Origin of the sequence: Streptomyces sp. SDT5-1 (assembly GCF_052245995.1) — a bacterium.
GTDB lineage: Bacteria > Actinomycetota > Actinomycetes > Streptomycetales > Streptomycetaceae > Streptomyces.
Genome location: NZ_CM125963.1, coordinates 5152243 through 5167784, shown reverse-complemented (window position 1 = coordinate 5167784; position 15542 = coordinate 5152243). Strand labels below are relative to the sequence as shown.

The window sequence follows — 15542 nt, the reverse complement described above, 5'->3', positions numbered from 1 at the left end:
GGCCAACTAACCTCCGATCAACAAAAGTTCAGTCGTATTGGGGTAAGAAATATGGCCGCCGTGCGCATGTGGATCGCGCAGGGAGGGTATGAAGACTCTTTTCGACCTGCGCCTCAGCCCGCCACGGCGGCCTCTTCGGTACCCCGCCCCCGTACCGGTCGTGCGACACACGTCACAACGACCGCGAGCGCCACGAGCAACGCGCTGACCGCCGGTACGGCCCGGTAGCCGAGCCCGGAGGAGAGCGCGAGGCCGCCGAGCCAGGGGCCGAGGGCCGCGCCGACATTGAGGGCGGCCGTGGCGAGGCCGCCCGCGAGGGTGGGCGCGCCGAACGCCGCGTAGAGGGCGCGGGCGATCAGCGTGGAGCCGACCGCGAAGGACAGGGCGCCCTGGACGAAGGCGAGGGCGAGGGTCGCGGGGACGCTGCCCGCGAGGAGGACGAGCAGGACCCAGCCGAGCAGCAGAGCGCCGCCCCCGGCCACCAGTACCCGCGCCGGACGCGCGTCCGAGAACCGGCCCGCCGCGGTGACCCCGGCGAACGAGCCGAGGCCGAACAGAGCGAGCAGCGCCGGCACCCACGCCGTGCCGATGCCGGTGACCTCGGTGGCGACGGGCGCGAGATACGTGAACGTGCAGAACGTGGCGGCGTTGACCAGCGCGCCGAGCAGCAGCACCGTGCGCAGCCGCGGTCCGCGCAGGGCCCGCAGCTCGGCCCGCAGGTCGCGGCGGACGCCCGCCGCGGGTTCGGCCGGCACCGACCTGAGCACCGCGATCAGCGCCGGTACGCAGATCAGGGCGACGGCCCAGAACGCGGAACGCCAGCCGAGCAGCGCGCCCAGCAGCGCCCCGCCGGGCACGCCCGCGACGCAGGCCAGGGTGGTGCCGCCGAGCAGGATCGACGTGGCGCGGCCCTTGGCGTCGGGCGCGACCATGGCCGCGGCCGTGGCGAGGGCGACGGCGAGGAACCCGGCGTTGGCGAGCGCGGCGACGACCCGGGTGGCGAGCAGCACCGGGAAGCTGTCGGTCAGCGCGCCGACGACGTGGACGAGCGCGAAGACGGCGAGGAAGCCGAAGAGGGCGGGGCGGCGCGGCCACCGCACGGCGAGGACGGCGACGAGCGGCGCCCCGACGACCATGCCGATGGCGAACGCCGAGGTCAGCCGGCCGGCGGCGGGGATGGTGACGCCCAGGTCGTGGGCGATGGCGGGGCCGAGCCCCGACAGCATGAACTCGGAGGTGCCCTGCGCGAAGACGGCGAGGGCGAGCAGGTGGAGAGCGAATGGCACGACGGACTCCGGGACCGTGGAGAGGGAGATGTGGTCACGGTTCCGGCGGAGCGTGCGGTGGCTACGGCATGCGGCGGCGGAGGCCGGGTCCGCTGCAGACGGGCCTCAACACCATGCGGGGAATGGCCACCGGACGACCGCCGGCGGCCCCACTCTGTCGGACTCGGGGCTGCTCACGGACGCGAGCGTACGGCCTGCGCGGGGTCCTGGGCCAGCGAGTTTCCGGCGCCCGGGTTCACACCGTCCGGACCGCGCCCCTCGCCGTGCCGGAGATGTCCGCCAGGAAACCCTGGGCGTGGTCGGAGACGCCCTGGGTGAGCCATGCGGGGTCGATCTCGCAGACGGCGATCCTGACGCCGGTGCCCTCGAGGGCGATGGGGAGGGTGTGGACGACGGTCGACGGGAAGCTGAGGATCGTACGGCCTATGGGGCCGCGGCGGGCGATCAGTTCCAGGGGGAGGTCGGGGCGGACGATCTCCAGGCCGGTCTCGGCGGCGAGCCGGTGCAGCTTGTCGGCGCTCTCGCGGCGGTGCGCGAAGTAGCGGGTGGCGCCGTGCGCGCGGGCGAGCGCGCGGACGGCCTCCACATAGCGGTCGAGGTCGACGACCCCGGTCTCGACGAGGGACGTGCCGACCATGTCAGCGCCGCGCGTGATGCGGGGCGGTCCGAAGCGGGCGCGGGTCCAGGAGTAGTCGTTCGAGGTGACGGTGACGCCTTCGGGCGCCTCGTCGACCGGCATCGACGTGAACACGGACACCGAGTCGCGGCGGGCGTGCGCGGTGAGCCTGCGCCGCGCGGCGGCGGCGACGGGGCCGAGGACGAGGTCGCGCGGGCCCGGTCTGCCGCCGCGTCTGTGCCAGCGCACGAGCCGTTCGCCGCGCACGAGTTGGGCGACGAACTCCATGGTGGCGGTGCCGTCGTCGACGACGACGAGTTCGTCGGCGCGCGTGATCGTGAGCAGCAGTTGCACGTACCGGGAGAACGGGTCGCCGAGGACGATCCGGTCGGCCCTGCGCAGCGAGGGGGCGAGCCCGCCGATGGTCTGGAAGGGCGCGCCGACGCCGCCGCGGGCCTCCTCCCAGCGCACCGTGTGCCCTTCGGTGCGGGCGAGTTCGGCCATCCGGCGCAGCTGGCCGCGGGTCATCGGATCGGTGGGCGAGAGCACCACGACGGTCGCGGTGACCTGTCGCACGTGCGCCCATTCCAGGACGTTGAGGAGCTGTACCGGGCTCTCGACGAAGCACAGCGTGCTGCTGCCGGACATTGCGGCCCTCCCAGGGGCGCCGGGGCGGCCGGGCGCGGTCTCCACCGCGCCCGGCCGCCCTCGGTTCGATCCGTTGACCGTCAGACGCCCACCGGCTCACCGGCGGCGACGGCGATCTCCGCCTCCGCGACGACGCCCGGCACGCGGCGCAGCTTCTTCATCGGGCCGAGCTCGGACTCGTAGACCTTCTTGACGCCGTCACCGAGGGACTCCTCGATGGTGCGGATGTCGCGCACCAGGCGCTGGAGGCCCTGCGGCTCCACGGAGGCGGCCTGGTCGGAGCCCCACATGGCGCGGTCGAGGGTGATGTGGCGCTCGACGAAGGTGGCGCCGAGGGCGACGGCGGCGAGCGTGGTCTGCAGGCCCGTCTCGTGACCGGAGTAGCCGATCGGGACGTTCGGGTACTCCTGCTGGAGGGTGTTGATGACCCGCAGGTTCAGCTCCTCGGCCTGCGCCGGGTACGTCGACGTGGCGTGGCACATCAGGATGTTGTCGGAGCCGAGGACCTCGACGGCGTGCCGGATCTGCTTCGGCGTCGACATGCCGGTGGAGAGGATGACGGTGCGGCCGGTGGCGCGCAGGGCGCGGAGCAGCTCGTCGTCGGTGAGGGAGGCGGAGGCCACCTTGTGGGCGGGGACGTCGAACTTCTCCAGGAAGGCGACGGCCTCGGTGTCCCACGGGGAGGCGAACCAGTCGATGCCGCGCTTCTTGCAGTACTCGTCGATGGCCCGGTACTCGTCCTCGCCGAACTCGACGCGGTGCCGGTAGTCGATGTACGTCATGCGGCCCCAGGGGGTGTCACGCTCGATGTCCCACTGGTCGCGGGGCGTGCAGATCTCCGGGGTGCGCTTCTGGAACTTGACGGCGTCGCAGCCGGCGTCGGCGGCGACGTCGATCAGGCGGAACGCGTTCTCCAGGTCACCGTTGTGGTTGATGCCGATCTCGCCGGTGATGTAGACGGGGCGGCCGGGGCCCGCCTCGCGCGAACCGAAGGTGCGGATACGGGAGTTGGAGCCATTCTGAGCAGTCATGATTCGTGCGTTCCTTACTTGTCGAGGGAGTCGAGAGAAGGGCCGAGGATCCAGCTGGCGATCTCTCGGATCGCGCCTTCGCCTCCGGGTGTGGTGGTGACGGCGCGTGCGGCGCCGCGCACGACGTCGTGGGCGTTCGCGACCGCCACGGGCCAGCCGGCGAGGGCGAAGCACGGGAGGTCGTTGACGTCGTTGCCGACGTAGAGCACGCGCTCGGGCGCGATGCCCTGCTCCTCGCACCACTGCTTGAGTGCGAGGTCCTTGCGGTCGATGCCGTGCAGGACCGGGATCTTGAGCTTCCTGGCCCGTGCGGCGACGACCGGGTTCACCTCCGTGGACAGGATCAGCAGGTCGAGGCCGCTCCTGCGGAGGGCCGCGATGCCGAGGCCGTCGCCGCGGTGCACGGTGACGAACTCCCGTCCTTCGGAGTCGATCAGCACCCTGTCGTCGGTCTGGGTGCCGTCGAAGTCGAGGACGACCGCGTCGATGTCTTCCTTGGCGGGAAGCGCCGACTGCTGGTCGAAGAGGGGGGCCAGCGCGCGGGCGCGGGCCAGGTCGTGCGGGTCGTCGATCTCCAGGACCCGCGCGGGGTCGGTGCGCACGAGTTCGGTGCGGCCGAAGAAGCGGTGCTCGTGGCGGCGGAACCCGCTGGTCTCCATGCCGTAGACGGCGCCGGTCTCCAGGAGGTCCTGGGGGCGGTCCTGGCGCATCTGTCGCTGCGACTTGTCGTGGTTGACGCCGTAGCCGCCGGTGGCGGTCTGCCGGTCGGCGAGGACGGCGACGCCGCCCGCCTCCGCGGCGGCGTGCTGCACGGCGGCGGGCCGCGGCTCGTCGTCCTCGTGTCGCCAGATGAACCCGTGGAACGGCGCCACGGTCAGCGCGCTGTCGGCGCCCTTGTCGAGGATCGCGGAGACGACGGCGTCGACGTCCTCCCGTACGAGGAAGGGGCTGGTGCACTGGACGAGCAGCACCACGTCGACGGCCGAGCCGTGCAGCGCCTCGTGGGCATCCATGGCGTGCAGGACGGCCGTCTCGGAGCTGGACTTGTCGCCGGCGATGGCGGCGGGCCGCATGACGACCTCGGCGCCCGCGTCCCGCGCGGCGGCGGCGATCGCGGCGTCGTCGGTGGAGACGACGACGTCGGTGACCTGCCGGGTGGCGAGGCACTCGCGCACGGCGCGGGCCACGAGGGGCACGCCGCCGACCGGGGCCAGGTTCTTCGCCGGTACGCCCTTGGATCCGCCGCGGGCGGGGATCACGGCGAGGACGCGGCGGACGGGCTCGGGCTCGGTCATGTGCGCTTCTCCTTCAGGGAGTTCGGGGTTGCGGGGGCTCACAGCTCCCCCATCCGCCGGATCACGGGCGCGACGCGCTGCACGCCGTGCCGGTAGGCGCCCCGGGCCGCCCGGCGCACGACCTGCCGCACCGGCCCCGGCGCGCGGTCCGCCGCGGGCGCGCCGGGCAGCGGGCCGCCGTCGGGCGCGAGGTGGTGGCGGGCGAGGATGCGCGGCAGATAGCCGGGGGCGGTGGTGCGGTCGTAGTACGGGGCGAGGGGCGGCAGGTCGGCGGCGAGCAGCTCGTGGACCCTGTCGCGGGCCGCGTCGAAGGCCTTCTCGTACGTGCCGTCGGCGGCGACGCCCTGCCGGGCCAGCCACGCGGGGTCGGGCTCGGGCAGCGCGCCCTCGTCCAGCCGGTCCCAGGAGACGAGGCAGCCGGAGCCGGTGAAGTGGTGGTTGCCGAGCGCCTCGCGGACGCCGAGGTCGGTGAGGAGCGCGGTGGGGATGCGCCGGTGCAGCGACTCGAGGGCGGCGGTGGAGCTGACCGTGACGAGGAGGTCGGTGCGGTCGAGGACCTCGCCCATGTTCCCGTAGACGAGGCGCAGGTTGGGCGGGAGTTCGCGGCGCTGCGCGAGTTTCTGGTAGGGCGTCTCCTCGATGTGCGTGGTGTGCTCGCCCGGCTTGCTGCGGAGCTTGAGCAGGACCTCGCGGTCGGGGTGCCGCTCGGCGTGCCGGACGAGGCGGTCGAGGAGGTAGGCGCGGTCGGCCGGGGTGTCGGGCACGGACGGCTGGGCCGCGAAGGTGACCGTGTACGGCTCGCGTACGCCGGTGTAGGGCTCGCCGCCGAGGAACGGCAGCGCGCACTCGGTCACGGCGGATGCGTCCGCGCCCACGCCCTCGTACACGGCGCGGAAGCGGTCCGCGTCGTAGGCCGAGTTGGCGAGGACGACGTCGGCGCCGTGCCGCAGGAGCAGTCCGTCGGCCAGCTTCTCGTAGACGACGCCGACGTAGCCGGTGACGACGACGGGCCTGCGCTCCGCGCCTCGCCAGGCGTGGGCGAGTCCGTGCAGGACGGCCTGGACGCCCCCGCCGACGAGGGCGAGGAGCACCACGTCGTAGGCTGCGGACTTCATCTCGCGGAGGAACTCGACGGCCGTGACCTCGCGCAGGCTGTCGGCGCGGACGCCGATCTCGCGGAGCTGGCGCGGGGTCGGGGTGGCTCGGCCGCGCAGCAGATAGCCGTCGAGGGCGACCCCTTCGGGGGCGATGCGGGAGGCGGTGAGCGACCCCCATTTCCACCGGGTGTCGGAGTCCGCGAGCACGGCGACCCTGAGCTGCTTTTCGTTCCTTACTGGCACATCGAAGAAGTTAGGAAGCAATTCCGAGCCGCGGCCCAACCGGAAAGCAACAAACGGTTAACAGCACATCGACGAATGGCGAATCGGCCCGGGAAACCGCCTGCGGCAAGGCCGGTTCACGGCCCCGCCATGCTTCGTTCACCTGACATCAATCCATCGGTCAAGACGAATGCCGGGCCGCGCCCTAACGTCACCGACGTGGTCAAGCTCTCCGTCATCGTGCCGTTCTACAACGTGCAGCAATACGCGCCCGACACCCTGAGAAGTCTGCGAGCGAACGCACGCGACGACTTCGAATTCATTCTCGTCGACGACTGCTCGAAGGACGAGACTCCGGACATTCTCGCGCGTGCCGAACGAGAACTACCCGGAGCGGTCCTGGTCAGACACGAACGAAACGGAGGACTCGCGACCGCCCGCAACACCGGCCTCGACAGGGCCCGCGGCGAATACCTCACCTTCCTGGACGGCGACGACTGGCTCGCGCCGGGCTACTACAGCGAACTGCTCTCCGCGATGGAGGGGTTGGGCTGCGACTTCGTGCGCACGGACCACGTCCAGTGCACGGCGCGGGCCCGCTCGGTGCACCGCTTCCCGCACGGGCTGCGCGACACCGTGATGGACCCGCGCGCGGCGATCCTGCCCGCCGACCGCTCGACGGCCGTCGACTACGCGTACGCGTGGGCCGGCATGTACCACCGGCGCCTCGCCGACCAGGGCCTGCTGCACTTCACCGACGGCCTGCGCACGGCGGAGGACCGGCCGTGGATCTGGCGGCTGCACCGCGAGGCGAAATCCTTCGCGGCGGTCTCCCCGCTGGGCGTTTTCTATCGCCGCGGCGTTTCGTCCTCGCTCACTCAGATCGGTGACGTACGGCAGCTCGATTTCATTCGCGCATTTGACCAGGTCGTCCGGGAAACCGCCCAGGACAGGGACGCGGAGCTGCTTCTCCCGAAGGCCGTGCGCACGTACTGCGCCATCATTTCCCACCATCTCGGATCCATCGAAAGGTTCGAACCTGCCGTGGCCCGCACTTTGAAGTCGCTCAGCGCGGCCGCGCTCAAGCGCATGCCGCAGCGGGTGCTCGACGAAGCGCTCGACTCGATGGACACCCAGCGGGCGACGCGCCTTCGCCGGCTCCGCCGCCGTCCGGTCGGCGCGGAGGTCACGGCATGACGACCCGCATCCTGCTGGCCTCGACCCTGTACGGCGCCGCGACGCTCGCCGCCGCGCTCGACGCGGAGCGGTTCGCCCCGGCGGACCGCACGCTGCTGCTGGTCGCCAACAACGCGGCCACGCCCGAGACCACCCCGTCCGTCGACGAGATGCCGGGCTTCGAGCGGCTGCGCGACCGGTTCGACGGCGTCCTGTCGTGGAACGCGGCGATCTTCCCGTTCCATCCCGGCGGCTGGGGCCCGCGCGGCGACGACATCCCGCTGTGGGAACGGTACTTGCGCCTGGAGTGGGGCCTCGGCGACGACGACGTCGAGCTGGCCGTGGAGTCCATCCAGGTCAACCCGGCCATGGCCGTCGCGCAGATCTTCGCGGGCGCCCCCGTCGACGTGTACGCGGACGGCCTGATGAGCTACGGGCCGACCCGCAACAAGATCGACCCGCTGATCGGCACCCGGGTGCGGCGCCTGCTCCACCTGGACCTGGTGCCGGGCCTGAAGCCGCTGCTGCTCACGGAGTTCGGCGTCGAGCCCGAGGTCGTCCCCACCGAGGTCTTCCTCAAGGTGCTCGCCGAACTCGCCGACACCGCCGACGAACTGCCGACCCTGCCCGGCGAACCGGCGCTGCTGCTCGGCCAGTACCTCTCCGCCCTCGGCATCCTCACGGCCGAAGAGGAGGAGGAGCTGCACGTCCGGATGATGCGCGGCGCCGCCCAACTCGGGCACCGGCACGTCGTGTTCAAGCCGCACCCCACCGCGCCCGCCCGCTGGTCGCGGATCCTGGAGAAGGAGGCGGAGCGGCTGGGCGTCGAGCTGACGGTCCTGGAGACGCCGGTCCTCGCCGAGGTCCTGTACCAGCGGATGCGCCCGGTACTCGTCGTCGGCTGCTTCTCGACCGCGCTGCTCACCGCGAGCGCCCTGTACGGCATCCCGGTGGCCCGCATCGGCACGGCGACGCTCCTGGAGCGCCTGACGCCGTACCAGAACAGCAACCGGGTGCCGGTCACCATCGTCGACGCGCTGCTGCCCGACCTCGCCGACCGCACGGCGGTGGAGGCGCAGGAGCAGCCGCTGCCCGTCGGCGACCTCGACGAGCTGCTGCGGGCGGTCGGCTACGCGATGCAGGCCAAGATCTACCCGGACCTTCGCCGCCCCGCCGAGCGCTATCTCGCCACCCGGCTCGACGACCGCACCTGGCGCTACTTCAAGCGGCGCAGGCTGACCTCGCTCGGCCTGCCGGGCGCGCTCCCCGCGCAGTTCGCGTTCATCCCGCGCAACCCGACCGTGCGCAGGGTCGCGAAGCGGGCCCGCTCCCTGAAGCGGGCGGCCCTCGGATGACGGCGCCCGGCACGACGCTGCCGCCGCTCCCCGCCCCGCAGGCGGGCGGGGAGGCGAAGGCGATGCTCCCGCAGCCCCCTTCGCGCCTGTACGCGCTCGACGGTCTGCGGCTGATCGCGGCGCTGATGGTGGCGGCGTACCACTACGGCGGCAGGGACGGCGAGGTCTCCCAGGCGTGGGGGTCCTCGCCGCAGGAGCAGTTCCCTTCGCTGCACGGCTGGTTCGCGTACGGCTGCCTCGGGGTGCAGGTCTTCTTCGTGATCAGCGGCTTCGTGATCTGCATGAGCGGCTGGGGGCGGCCCCTGCGCTCCTTCTTCGCCTCCCGCGCGGCCCGCCTGCTGCCGTCGTACTGGGTGGCGATCGTCCTGGTGACGGCCGTCTTCGCGCTGCCGGTGGTGGTGTACGAGGCGGTGTCCCCCAGCGACGCGCTGGTGAACCTGACGATGCTCCAGCAGCCGCTGGGCGTGGACCGGGTGCTCGGCGTGTGCTGGACGCTCTGGGCGGAGCTGCGCTTCTACGCCCTGTTCGCGCTGTGCGTCGTGCTGCCGGGCGCGACCCGGCACCGGGTGGTGCTGTTCTGCGCGGTGTGGACGCTGGCCGCGGTGCTCGCGGAGGGCTCCGGCGAGCCGCTCGTGACGCTCGTCCTGATGCCGGAGTACGCGCCGTTCTTCATCGGCGGCATCGGCCTGTACCTGGTGCACCGCAACCGCCGTGACGTCACGGCGTGGGGCATCGTCGCGGTGAGCTGGCTGATCGGGCAGCACTTCGCGGTCGACCGGACGTGGCACGCGCCGAACCCGGAGTTCTTCTCGTACCGCTCGTCGTTCGGGATCGTCGCGGTGGTGACGCTCGGCTTCGCGGCCGTGGCGGCGATCGCGGTGGGCTGGACGAGCTGGGCGAAGTGGCGCTGGCTGACCGTCGCGGGCGCCCTCACGTACCCGTTCTACCTGGTGCACGAGCACCTGGGCTGGGTGACGATCGCGGCCCTGCACCGGCGCGTGGGGCTGCCGTCGTGGGCCACGTTCGCGGCGACGGTCGCCCTGATGCTGACGCTCGCCTGGCTGCTGAACCGTTACGTCGAGAAGTGGGCGACACCCATGCTGCGCAGGGCGCTGAACCAGCGCCCCCGCGCGACGTAGGGGCCCGCGCTACGCGCTGGCCAGGGACAGCTTCACGGCGAAGCCGAGGAACAGCACACCGGCGGCCGACGTCGCACCCGCCGACAGGCGCCTGCGGCGGCGGAACGCGGCGGACAGCTTCATGCCGCTGAAGATCAGCGCCGACAGGTAGAGCACGCTGGCCGCCTGCGCGAACGCGCCGAGGACCACGAAGGAGAGCGCCGGGTAGGCGTACGAGGGGTCGACGAACTGCACGAAGAAGGCGATGAAGAACAGGATCGCCTTCGGGTTGAGCAGGCTGATCACGAACGCCCGGCGGAACGGCCGCTCCTGCGCGGGCTGCTCGTCGGCGACCCCGTTCTCCGCGGCGATCCGCTCGCGGCGGGAGCGCCACATGCTCCACGCTGCGCGCAGCATGCCGACGGCGAGCCAGGTCAGATAGCCGGCGCCCGCGTACTTCACGATGCCGAAGATCACGGCGTTGGCCTGGAGCAGCGAGGCGACGCCCGCGGCGGACAGGGTCATCAGGACGGTGTCGCCGCACCACACGCCGGCGGCCGCCTTGTAGCCGGTGCGTATGCCGCGGCGGGCGCCGACGGAGAGCACGTACAGCGAGTTCGGCCCCGGCAGAAGGATGATCAGGGCCAGGCCCGCGAGATAGGTCGGAAGATCGATGACACCCAGCATGCCGGGAGTGTCGCACGGCCCTCCGGCGACCCGTCCGGAGGGCCCGCATACCGGACACCCCGGGGGCACCCAAGTCGAGACAGAACAAGCCCCGCCGGCGATTGAGGCGCGGGGTCCGGGGCAGAGCCCCGAGAGCTCGGCCCCGTCACAGCGAAACGTCAGAACGTGTCCGACGGGACGTACGCCCCCCAGATGCCGCGGAGCGCGTCGCACACCTCGCCGACCGTCGCCCGCGCCCGCAGCGCGTCCTTCATCGGGTACAGGACGTTGTCCTCGCCCTCGGCCGCCTTCTTCAGCGCGTCGAGCGCCGCGTCGACCGCCCCCTGGTCCCGCTCGGCCCGCAGCTTCGCGAGCCGCTCGGCCTGCTGCGCCTCGATCGCCGGGTCGACGCGGAGCGGCTCGTACGGCTCCTCCTCGTCGAGCTGGTAGCGGTTGACGCCGACCACGACGCGCTCGCCCGAGTCGGTCTCCTGCGCGATGCGGTAGGCGGAGCGCTCGATCTCGCTCTTCTGGAAGCCGCGCTCGATCGCGTTGACCGCGCCGCCCAACTCCTCGACCTTCTCCATCAGTTCGAGGGCGGCGGCCTCCACGTCGTCGGTCATCTTCTCGACGACGTACGAACCGGCGAACGGGTCGACCGTGGCCGTCACGTCCGTCTCGTACGCGAGGACCTGCTGCGTGCGCAGCGCCAGGCGGGCCGACTTGTCGGTGGGAAGCGCGATCGCCTCGTCGAAGGAGTTCGTGTGCAGCGACTGCGTTCCGCCGAGGACCGCGCCGAGGCCCTGCACGGCGACGCGCACGAGGTTCACCTCGGGCTGCTGGGCCGTCAGCTGGACGCCCGCGGTCTGGGTGTGGAAGCGGAGCATCAGCGACTTGGGGTTCTTCGCGCCGAACTCCTCCTTCATGACGCGGGCCCAGATCCGCCGGGCCGCGCGGAACTTGGCGACCTCCTCCAGGATCGTCGTACGGGCGACGAAGAAGAACGACAGGCGCGGCGCGAAGTCGTCGACGTCCATGCCGGCGGCGACGGCGGTGCGCACGTACTCGATGCCGTCGGCGAGCGTGAACGCGATCTCCTGCGCGGGCGAGGCCCCCGCCTCGGCCATGTGGTAGCCGGAGATCGAGATGGTGTTCCACTTCGGGATCTCGGCCTTGCAGTACTTGAAGATGTCCGCGATCAGCCGCAGCGAGGGCTTCGGCGGGAAGATGTACGTGCCGCGGGCGATGTACTCCTTCAGCACGTCGTTCTGGATCGTGCCGGTGAGCTTGTCGGCGCTCACGCCCTGCTCCTCGGCGACGAGTTGGTACAGGAGCAGCAGGAGGGCGGCGGGCGCGTTGATCGTCATCGACGTGGAGACCTTCTCCAGCGGGATGCCGCCGAACAGGACGCGCATGTCGTCGATGGAGTCGATCGCGACGCCGACCTTGCCGACCTCGCCGGAGGCGATCGGGGCGTCGGAGTCGTGGCCCATCTGGGTCGGCAGGTCGAAGGCGACGGACAGGCCCATCGTGCCGTTCGCGATGAGCTGCTTGTAGCGGGCGTTGGACTCGGTGGCCGTGCCGAACCCGGCGTACTGGCGCATCGTCCAGGGACGCCCCGTGTACATGGTCGGGTACACGCCGCGCGTGAAGGGATACGCGCCCGGTTCGCCCAGCTTCCGATCCGGGTCCCAGCCCTCCAGAGCCGACGGGCCGTAGACCGGCTCGATGGGCAGTCCGGACTCGGATTCGCGCGCCATGGTTGTGCCTCCAGCGATCTGCCGTGTGCTTACTTGCCAGTAGTTGCGACCCTCGCGACGGACTGTAGCGGGGGGCGTGCGGCCAGTGGAGAGGCGCACGCTGGGACCTTGCTCACAGACTTTCCCGCGTTTGGGCGGCGCGCATCATGTGCGGTTCGTCACCGTCGAGCCGTGGGCAGCATCTGTCGTGGCAGGAGAGATCGGCGCGGCAGGCGGGGGAACGTCATGCGCACAGCTGTCCTACGTTCGGCGGTCGCGGCCACCGGGGTGCTCGCCCTGGTCGGCGGGTGCACGGCCCAGGCGGTGGAGGGCGGCGGCCGTCCGACGCCCGTGAGCCCCTCCGTGTCCTCGTCCCCGAGCCCGTCCACGTCCGCGCCCGCCTCTCCGTCCGCGTCCGTCTCCGCGACCGACGACGCCAAGCCCGCCGCCCCGCCCGAGGTCCTGTACGCGCCCGGCGACCGCTCCCGGGGCGTCCGGGAGCTCCAGGCGCGGCTGCGCCAGGTGGCGTGGCTCTTCCAGGGGCCCACGGGCACGTACGACGCGGCGACCGTCGAGGCCGTCGAGGGCTTCCAGGGCAAGCGCGGGCTCCCGCGGACCGGCGAGACCGACGCCGTGACGTGGCGGCGGCTGCTGCGGATGACGCACGAGCCGACCACGTGGGAGCTGTACGCGTTCGGCGGGCAGCCCGCCGCGAAGCCGGACCCGCGCTGCATGAAGGGCCGCGTGCTGTGCGTGAGCAAGACCAGCCGCACGCTCGTCTGGATGGTGGACGGCAGGCGCCTGCTGACGACGGAGGTCCGCTTCGGCTCGCAGTACACGCCGACCCGCGAGGGCGTCTTCCACGTCACCTTCAAGTCGCGCCACCACGTGTCGACGCTGTACGACACCCCCATGCCGTACGCGATGTTCTTCAGCGGCGGGCAGGCGGTGCACTACTCGTCGGACTTCGCGGCGCGCGGCTACGCGGGGGCCTCGCACGGCTGTGTGAACGTCAAGGACGAGCGGAAGGTCGCGGAGCTGTTCGCGCAGGTCCGTACCGGCGACAAGGTCGTCGTGTACTGGTGAGAGCCGTGGATCGGTGAGAAGGAGGGGCGCGGGTGGGACCGGGGGAACGTGTCCCACCCGCGCCATTTGGCACCGAGCCTCAGGTACGGGGGGAACCTGAGCTCGTGCGCGGCCGATGACCAGTCGGCTCACTCATTACTGCGTCGCACCGCCCAGAAACGTCACACCCGCCGCGCAACCTTTTGAGGAGTTCGCGTTCTTGCAGGTCAGGGCGTTGGCGTCGGGCTCGTGCTGGTGCTCACGCTCGGGTCCGCGTCGGGGCTCGCGCCGACGTCGGGCGTCGGGCTCGGGCTGATGCTGACACTGGCGCTGGGGAGGCTGCCGTCGGCGCTCGCGCTGCCGACCGCGTCGCTCTCCTCGTCGTCGTCGGCGCCCTTGCCCTTGCCGCCGCCGCTCTGCCCGTACGAACCGCCGCCGTCGCCGGAGGAGCCGCTGTCGCCCTCGTGGTGCGAGGCGGTCTTGTCGGCCGACGTGGTCGGGGCACTCTCACGCGCCAGCACCCGGTCGCAGAAGCGGCCGAGGCTGCGCGGGCTCTGGCCCAGGGACTTCGCGGACGACTCCAGGCGCTGGACGTCCTCGCTGCCGAGCTCGCCGCCCCGGTACTTGCGGCAGGTGTCGACGAGCCTGCGCGCCTCGGCCCGCGCGTCGGCGCCGCCGGGCACCGTCGCCTTCGGCCCCTCGTCCTTGGACGTACGGCCCTCGCGCGGGGTGTCCTGGCTGTGGGACGGGGAGCCGGTGGCGCTCGGCGAACGCGTCGGACTCGGCACCGCGTGGCCGTCCTCCTCGACACCGGCCGAGGCCGAGGCGAGCGGCCTGTCGGGGCTCGCGGCGGCGGACACCGACGCGGCGGGCGCCGGATCGTCGGAGCCGCGGAACGGCGAGGGCAGCACCCCGGTCCCGGCGGCGACGGCGACCCCGCCGACCATGCACGCGGCGAACGCGGCGACGACGCCGAACCGCGCGGGACGGCCCCAGCGCTGTCCGCTGCCCGCCGTCCTCCGCTTCGGCCTCACCGGTCGCAGGGCATGCGTCGTACCCGCCGCCGCCCCGTTCACCGCCGTGTTCGCGGCCGTGACGGTGCGTGCCTCGCGGAACGCCTTCAACGCCGCTTCCTCGCCCGGAAGTTCACCGTCGGGACCCGCCGGTACGTCGGCCAGCGCGTGCAGCGCCGCGGCCATCCGGTCGGCCTGCCGGGCGGCGTCGCCGGGGACGGCCGGGGGCTCTCCGCGCAGCAGGCGGTCCGCCGCGTCGCGGTTCAGCCACTTGTCGTGCTCGTCGGCCATCACATGTCCTTCTGCGTCCGCGAACGCGAATGCGTCACACCTGCGGACGTCGTCGTGCGGGTGTGGCCCTGCCGTGGAGTCGGTACCGCTTCGAGGGAGTCGGCGGCCTCACCGGCCGCCGTGGACTCCGCGGCGCCGAGCAGTTCGGCGAGCCGTTTCAGGCCCCGGTGGGCGGCGGTGCGGACCGCTCCGGGCCGTTTGCCGAGGGTCTGCGCGGCGCTCTTCGCGTCGAGCCCGACGACGACGCGGAGCACGACGGCCTCGGCCTGGTCCTGCGGGAGTTTCGAGATGAGCGCCATGGTGTCGCCGGTGGCGAGGGCCTCCATGGCCTCGTCGGCGGTGTCGGAGAGGGCGGGTCGACCGGTGAGTTCGGTCTCGTCGCCGCCGATGGCGGGCCGGCGTCCCCGCATGCGTATGTGGTCGAGCGCGCGGTTGCGGGCGATCCGGGCTGCCCAGCCGCGGAACCGGTCGGCGTCGCCCTCGAAGCGGTCGAGGTCCCGGGCGATCTGGAGCCAGGCCTCGGACGCGACGTCCTCGGCGTCCGGGTCGCCGACGAGTGTGCGCACGTATCCGAGCAGCCGTGGGTGCACGGTGCGGTACACAGTCCGGAACGCGGCCTCGCTCCCGTCCTGCGCCGCACGCACCGCGGCGGTCAGCTCCGCGTCGTCCCCCAGCACTCCCTGCCCCTGCCATGCTCCGGCCCGTAAGCCGTGTGCGCCGTTTGAACGGGTACGCGCGCTCGGCGCGGACCAGAACGCTACGGCCTGATACGTCCTCGCGTCCATGTTCGTACAACAGACAACCACCGGGGGCCCGGACGGGTGTGACAGAAAACGCACCCGCGGCGCTGAAACAAGTACGGGCCGCTCGCGACCCGTGACGCGCGGCGGCCGGGGTCTCTCCTGTGGGGGGTGGCGACCTCGG

13 protein-coding genes are annotated in these 15542 nt (G+C 72.2%); 4 read left to right on the top strand and 9 right to left on the bottom strand.

What is annotated here, in order from left to right; all coding sequences use genetic code 11:
• Positions 1 to 113 precede the first annotated feature (113 nt).
• From ACTWJ8_RS23975 to ACTWJ8_RS23955, 5 genes are all read right to left on the bottom strand, one after another.
• Positions 114 to 1286 carry a Cmx/CmrA family chloramphenicol efflux MFS transporter gene (locus tag ACTWJ8_RS23975; RefSeq protein WP_443260241.1) on the bottom strand — a complete coding sequence of 391 codons (1173 nt, stop codon included), beginning with the start codon at positions 1284 to 1286 and terminating at the stop codon, positions 114 to 116.
• Positions 1287 to 1521: 235 nt separating this feature from the next.
• Positions 1522 to 2550 carry a hypothetical protein gene (locus ACTWJ8_RS23970; RefSeq protein WP_443260240.1) on the bottom strand — a complete coding sequence of 343 codons (1029 nt, stop codon included), beginning with the start codon at positions 2548 to 2550 and terminating at the stop codon, positions 1522 to 1524.
• 80 nt (positions 2551 to 2630) lie between these two features.
• Positions 2631 to 3581 (bottom strand): N-acetylneuraminate synthase family protein, encoded by a 951-nt coding sequence (locus tag ACTWJ8_RS23965; protein ID WP_356374544.1) that lies wholly within the window; start codon positions 3579 to 3581, stop codon positions 2631 to 2633.
• Between the two features lie 14 nt (positions 3582 to 3595).
• Complete coding sequence (locus ACTWJ8_RS23960; RefSeq protein WP_356374546.1) at positions 3596 to 4876, bottom strand: N-acylneuraminate cytidylyltransferase; 1281 nt, start codon at positions 4874 to 4876, stop codon at positions 3596 to 3598.
• Positions 4877 to 4914: 38 nt separating this feature from the next.
• The gene (locus tag ACTWJ8_RS23955; protein WP_443260239.1) at positions 4915 to 6216 is read right to left on the bottom strand and encodes a DUF6716 putative glycosyltransferase; all 1302 of its coding nucleotides are present in this window, start codon (positions 6214 to 6216) and stop codon (positions 4915 to 4917) included.
• Positions 6217 to 6414: 198 nt separating this feature from the next.
• Here ACTWJ8_RS23955 and ACTWJ8_RS23950 point away from each other — a divergent pair, with 198 nt between their 5' ends.
• From ACTWJ8_RS23950 to ACTWJ8_RS23940, 3 genes are read left to right on the top strand one after another with little or no spacing between them, the layout of a single operon-like run.
• Positions 6415 to 7392: a glycosyltransferase family 2 protein gene (locus tag ACTWJ8_RS23950; protein WP_443260238.1), complete on the top strand. Its 978-nt coding sequence runs from the start codon at positions 6415 to 6417 to the stop codon at positions 7390 to 7392.
• Positions 7389 to 8726 (top strand): polysialyltransferase family glycosyltransferase, encoded by a 1338-nt coding sequence (locus tag ACTWJ8_RS23945; protein WP_443260237.1) that lies wholly within the window; start codon positions 7389 to 7391, stop codon positions 8724 to 8726. The genes ACTWJ8_RS23950 and ACTWJ8_RS23945 overlap by 4 nt, the downstream gene beginning before the upstream one ends.
• Positions 8723 to 9865 carry an acyltransferase family protein gene (locus ACTWJ8_RS23940; protein WP_443260236.1) on the top strand — a complete coding sequence of 381 codons (1143 nt, stop codon included), beginning with the start codon at positions 8723 to 8725 and terminating at the stop codon, positions 9863 to 9865. The genes ACTWJ8_RS23945 and ACTWJ8_RS23940 overlap by 4 nt, the downstream gene beginning before the upstream one ends.
• A 9-nt stretch (positions 9866 to 9874) precedes the next feature.
• On the opposite strand, the gene leuE is transcribed toward ACTWJ8_RS23940, so the two are convergent.
• Positions 9875 to 10531 carry a leucine efflux protein LeuE gene (gene leuE, locus ACTWJ8_RS23935; protein ID WP_356374553.1) on the bottom strand — a complete coding sequence of 219 codons (657 nt, stop codon included), beginning with the start codon at positions 10529 to 10531 and terminating at the stop codon, positions 9875 to 9877.
• A 158-nt stretch (positions 10532 to 10689) separates the two neighbouring features.
• On the bottom strand, positions 10690 to 12270 hold the full coding sequence (locus ACTWJ8_RS23930) for an acyl-CoA mutase large subunit family protein (RefSeq protein WP_443260235.1): 1581 nt from the start codon (positions 12268 to 12270) through the stop codon (positions 10690 to 10692).
• A 225-nt stretch (positions 12271 to 12495) separates the two neighbouring features.
• Here ACTWJ8_RS23930 and ACTWJ8_RS23925 point away from each other — a divergent pair, with 225 nt between their 5' ends.
• Positions 12496 to 13335 (top strand): L,D-transpeptidase family protein, encoded by an 840-nt coding sequence (locus tag ACTWJ8_RS23925; RefSeq protein ID WP_443260234.1) that lies wholly within the window; start codon positions 12496 to 12498, stop codon positions 13333 to 13335.
• 206 nt (positions 13336 to 13541) lie between these two features.
• Here the strand turns inward: ACTWJ8_RS23925 and ACTWJ8_RS23920 are convergent, their stop codons facing one another.
• Both ACTWJ8_RS23920 and ACTWJ8_RS23915 read right to left on the bottom strand, forming a co-directional pair.
• Positions 13542 to 14618 carry a hypothetical protein gene (locus ACTWJ8_RS23920; protein WP_443260233.1) on the bottom strand — a complete coding sequence of 359 codons (1077 nt, stop codon included), beginning with the start codon at positions 14616 to 14618 and terminating at the stop codon, positions 13542 to 13544.
• Positions 14618 to 15295: an RNA polymerase sigma factor gene (locus ACTWJ8_RS23915; RefSeq protein ID WP_356374560.1), complete on the bottom strand. Its 678-nt coding sequence runs from the start codon at positions 15293 to 15295 to the stop codon at positions 14618 to 14620. Before ACTWJ8_RS23915 ends, ACTWJ8_RS23920 begins: the two co-directional genes overlap by 1 nt.
• Positions 15296 to 15542: the final 247 nt, after the last annotated feature.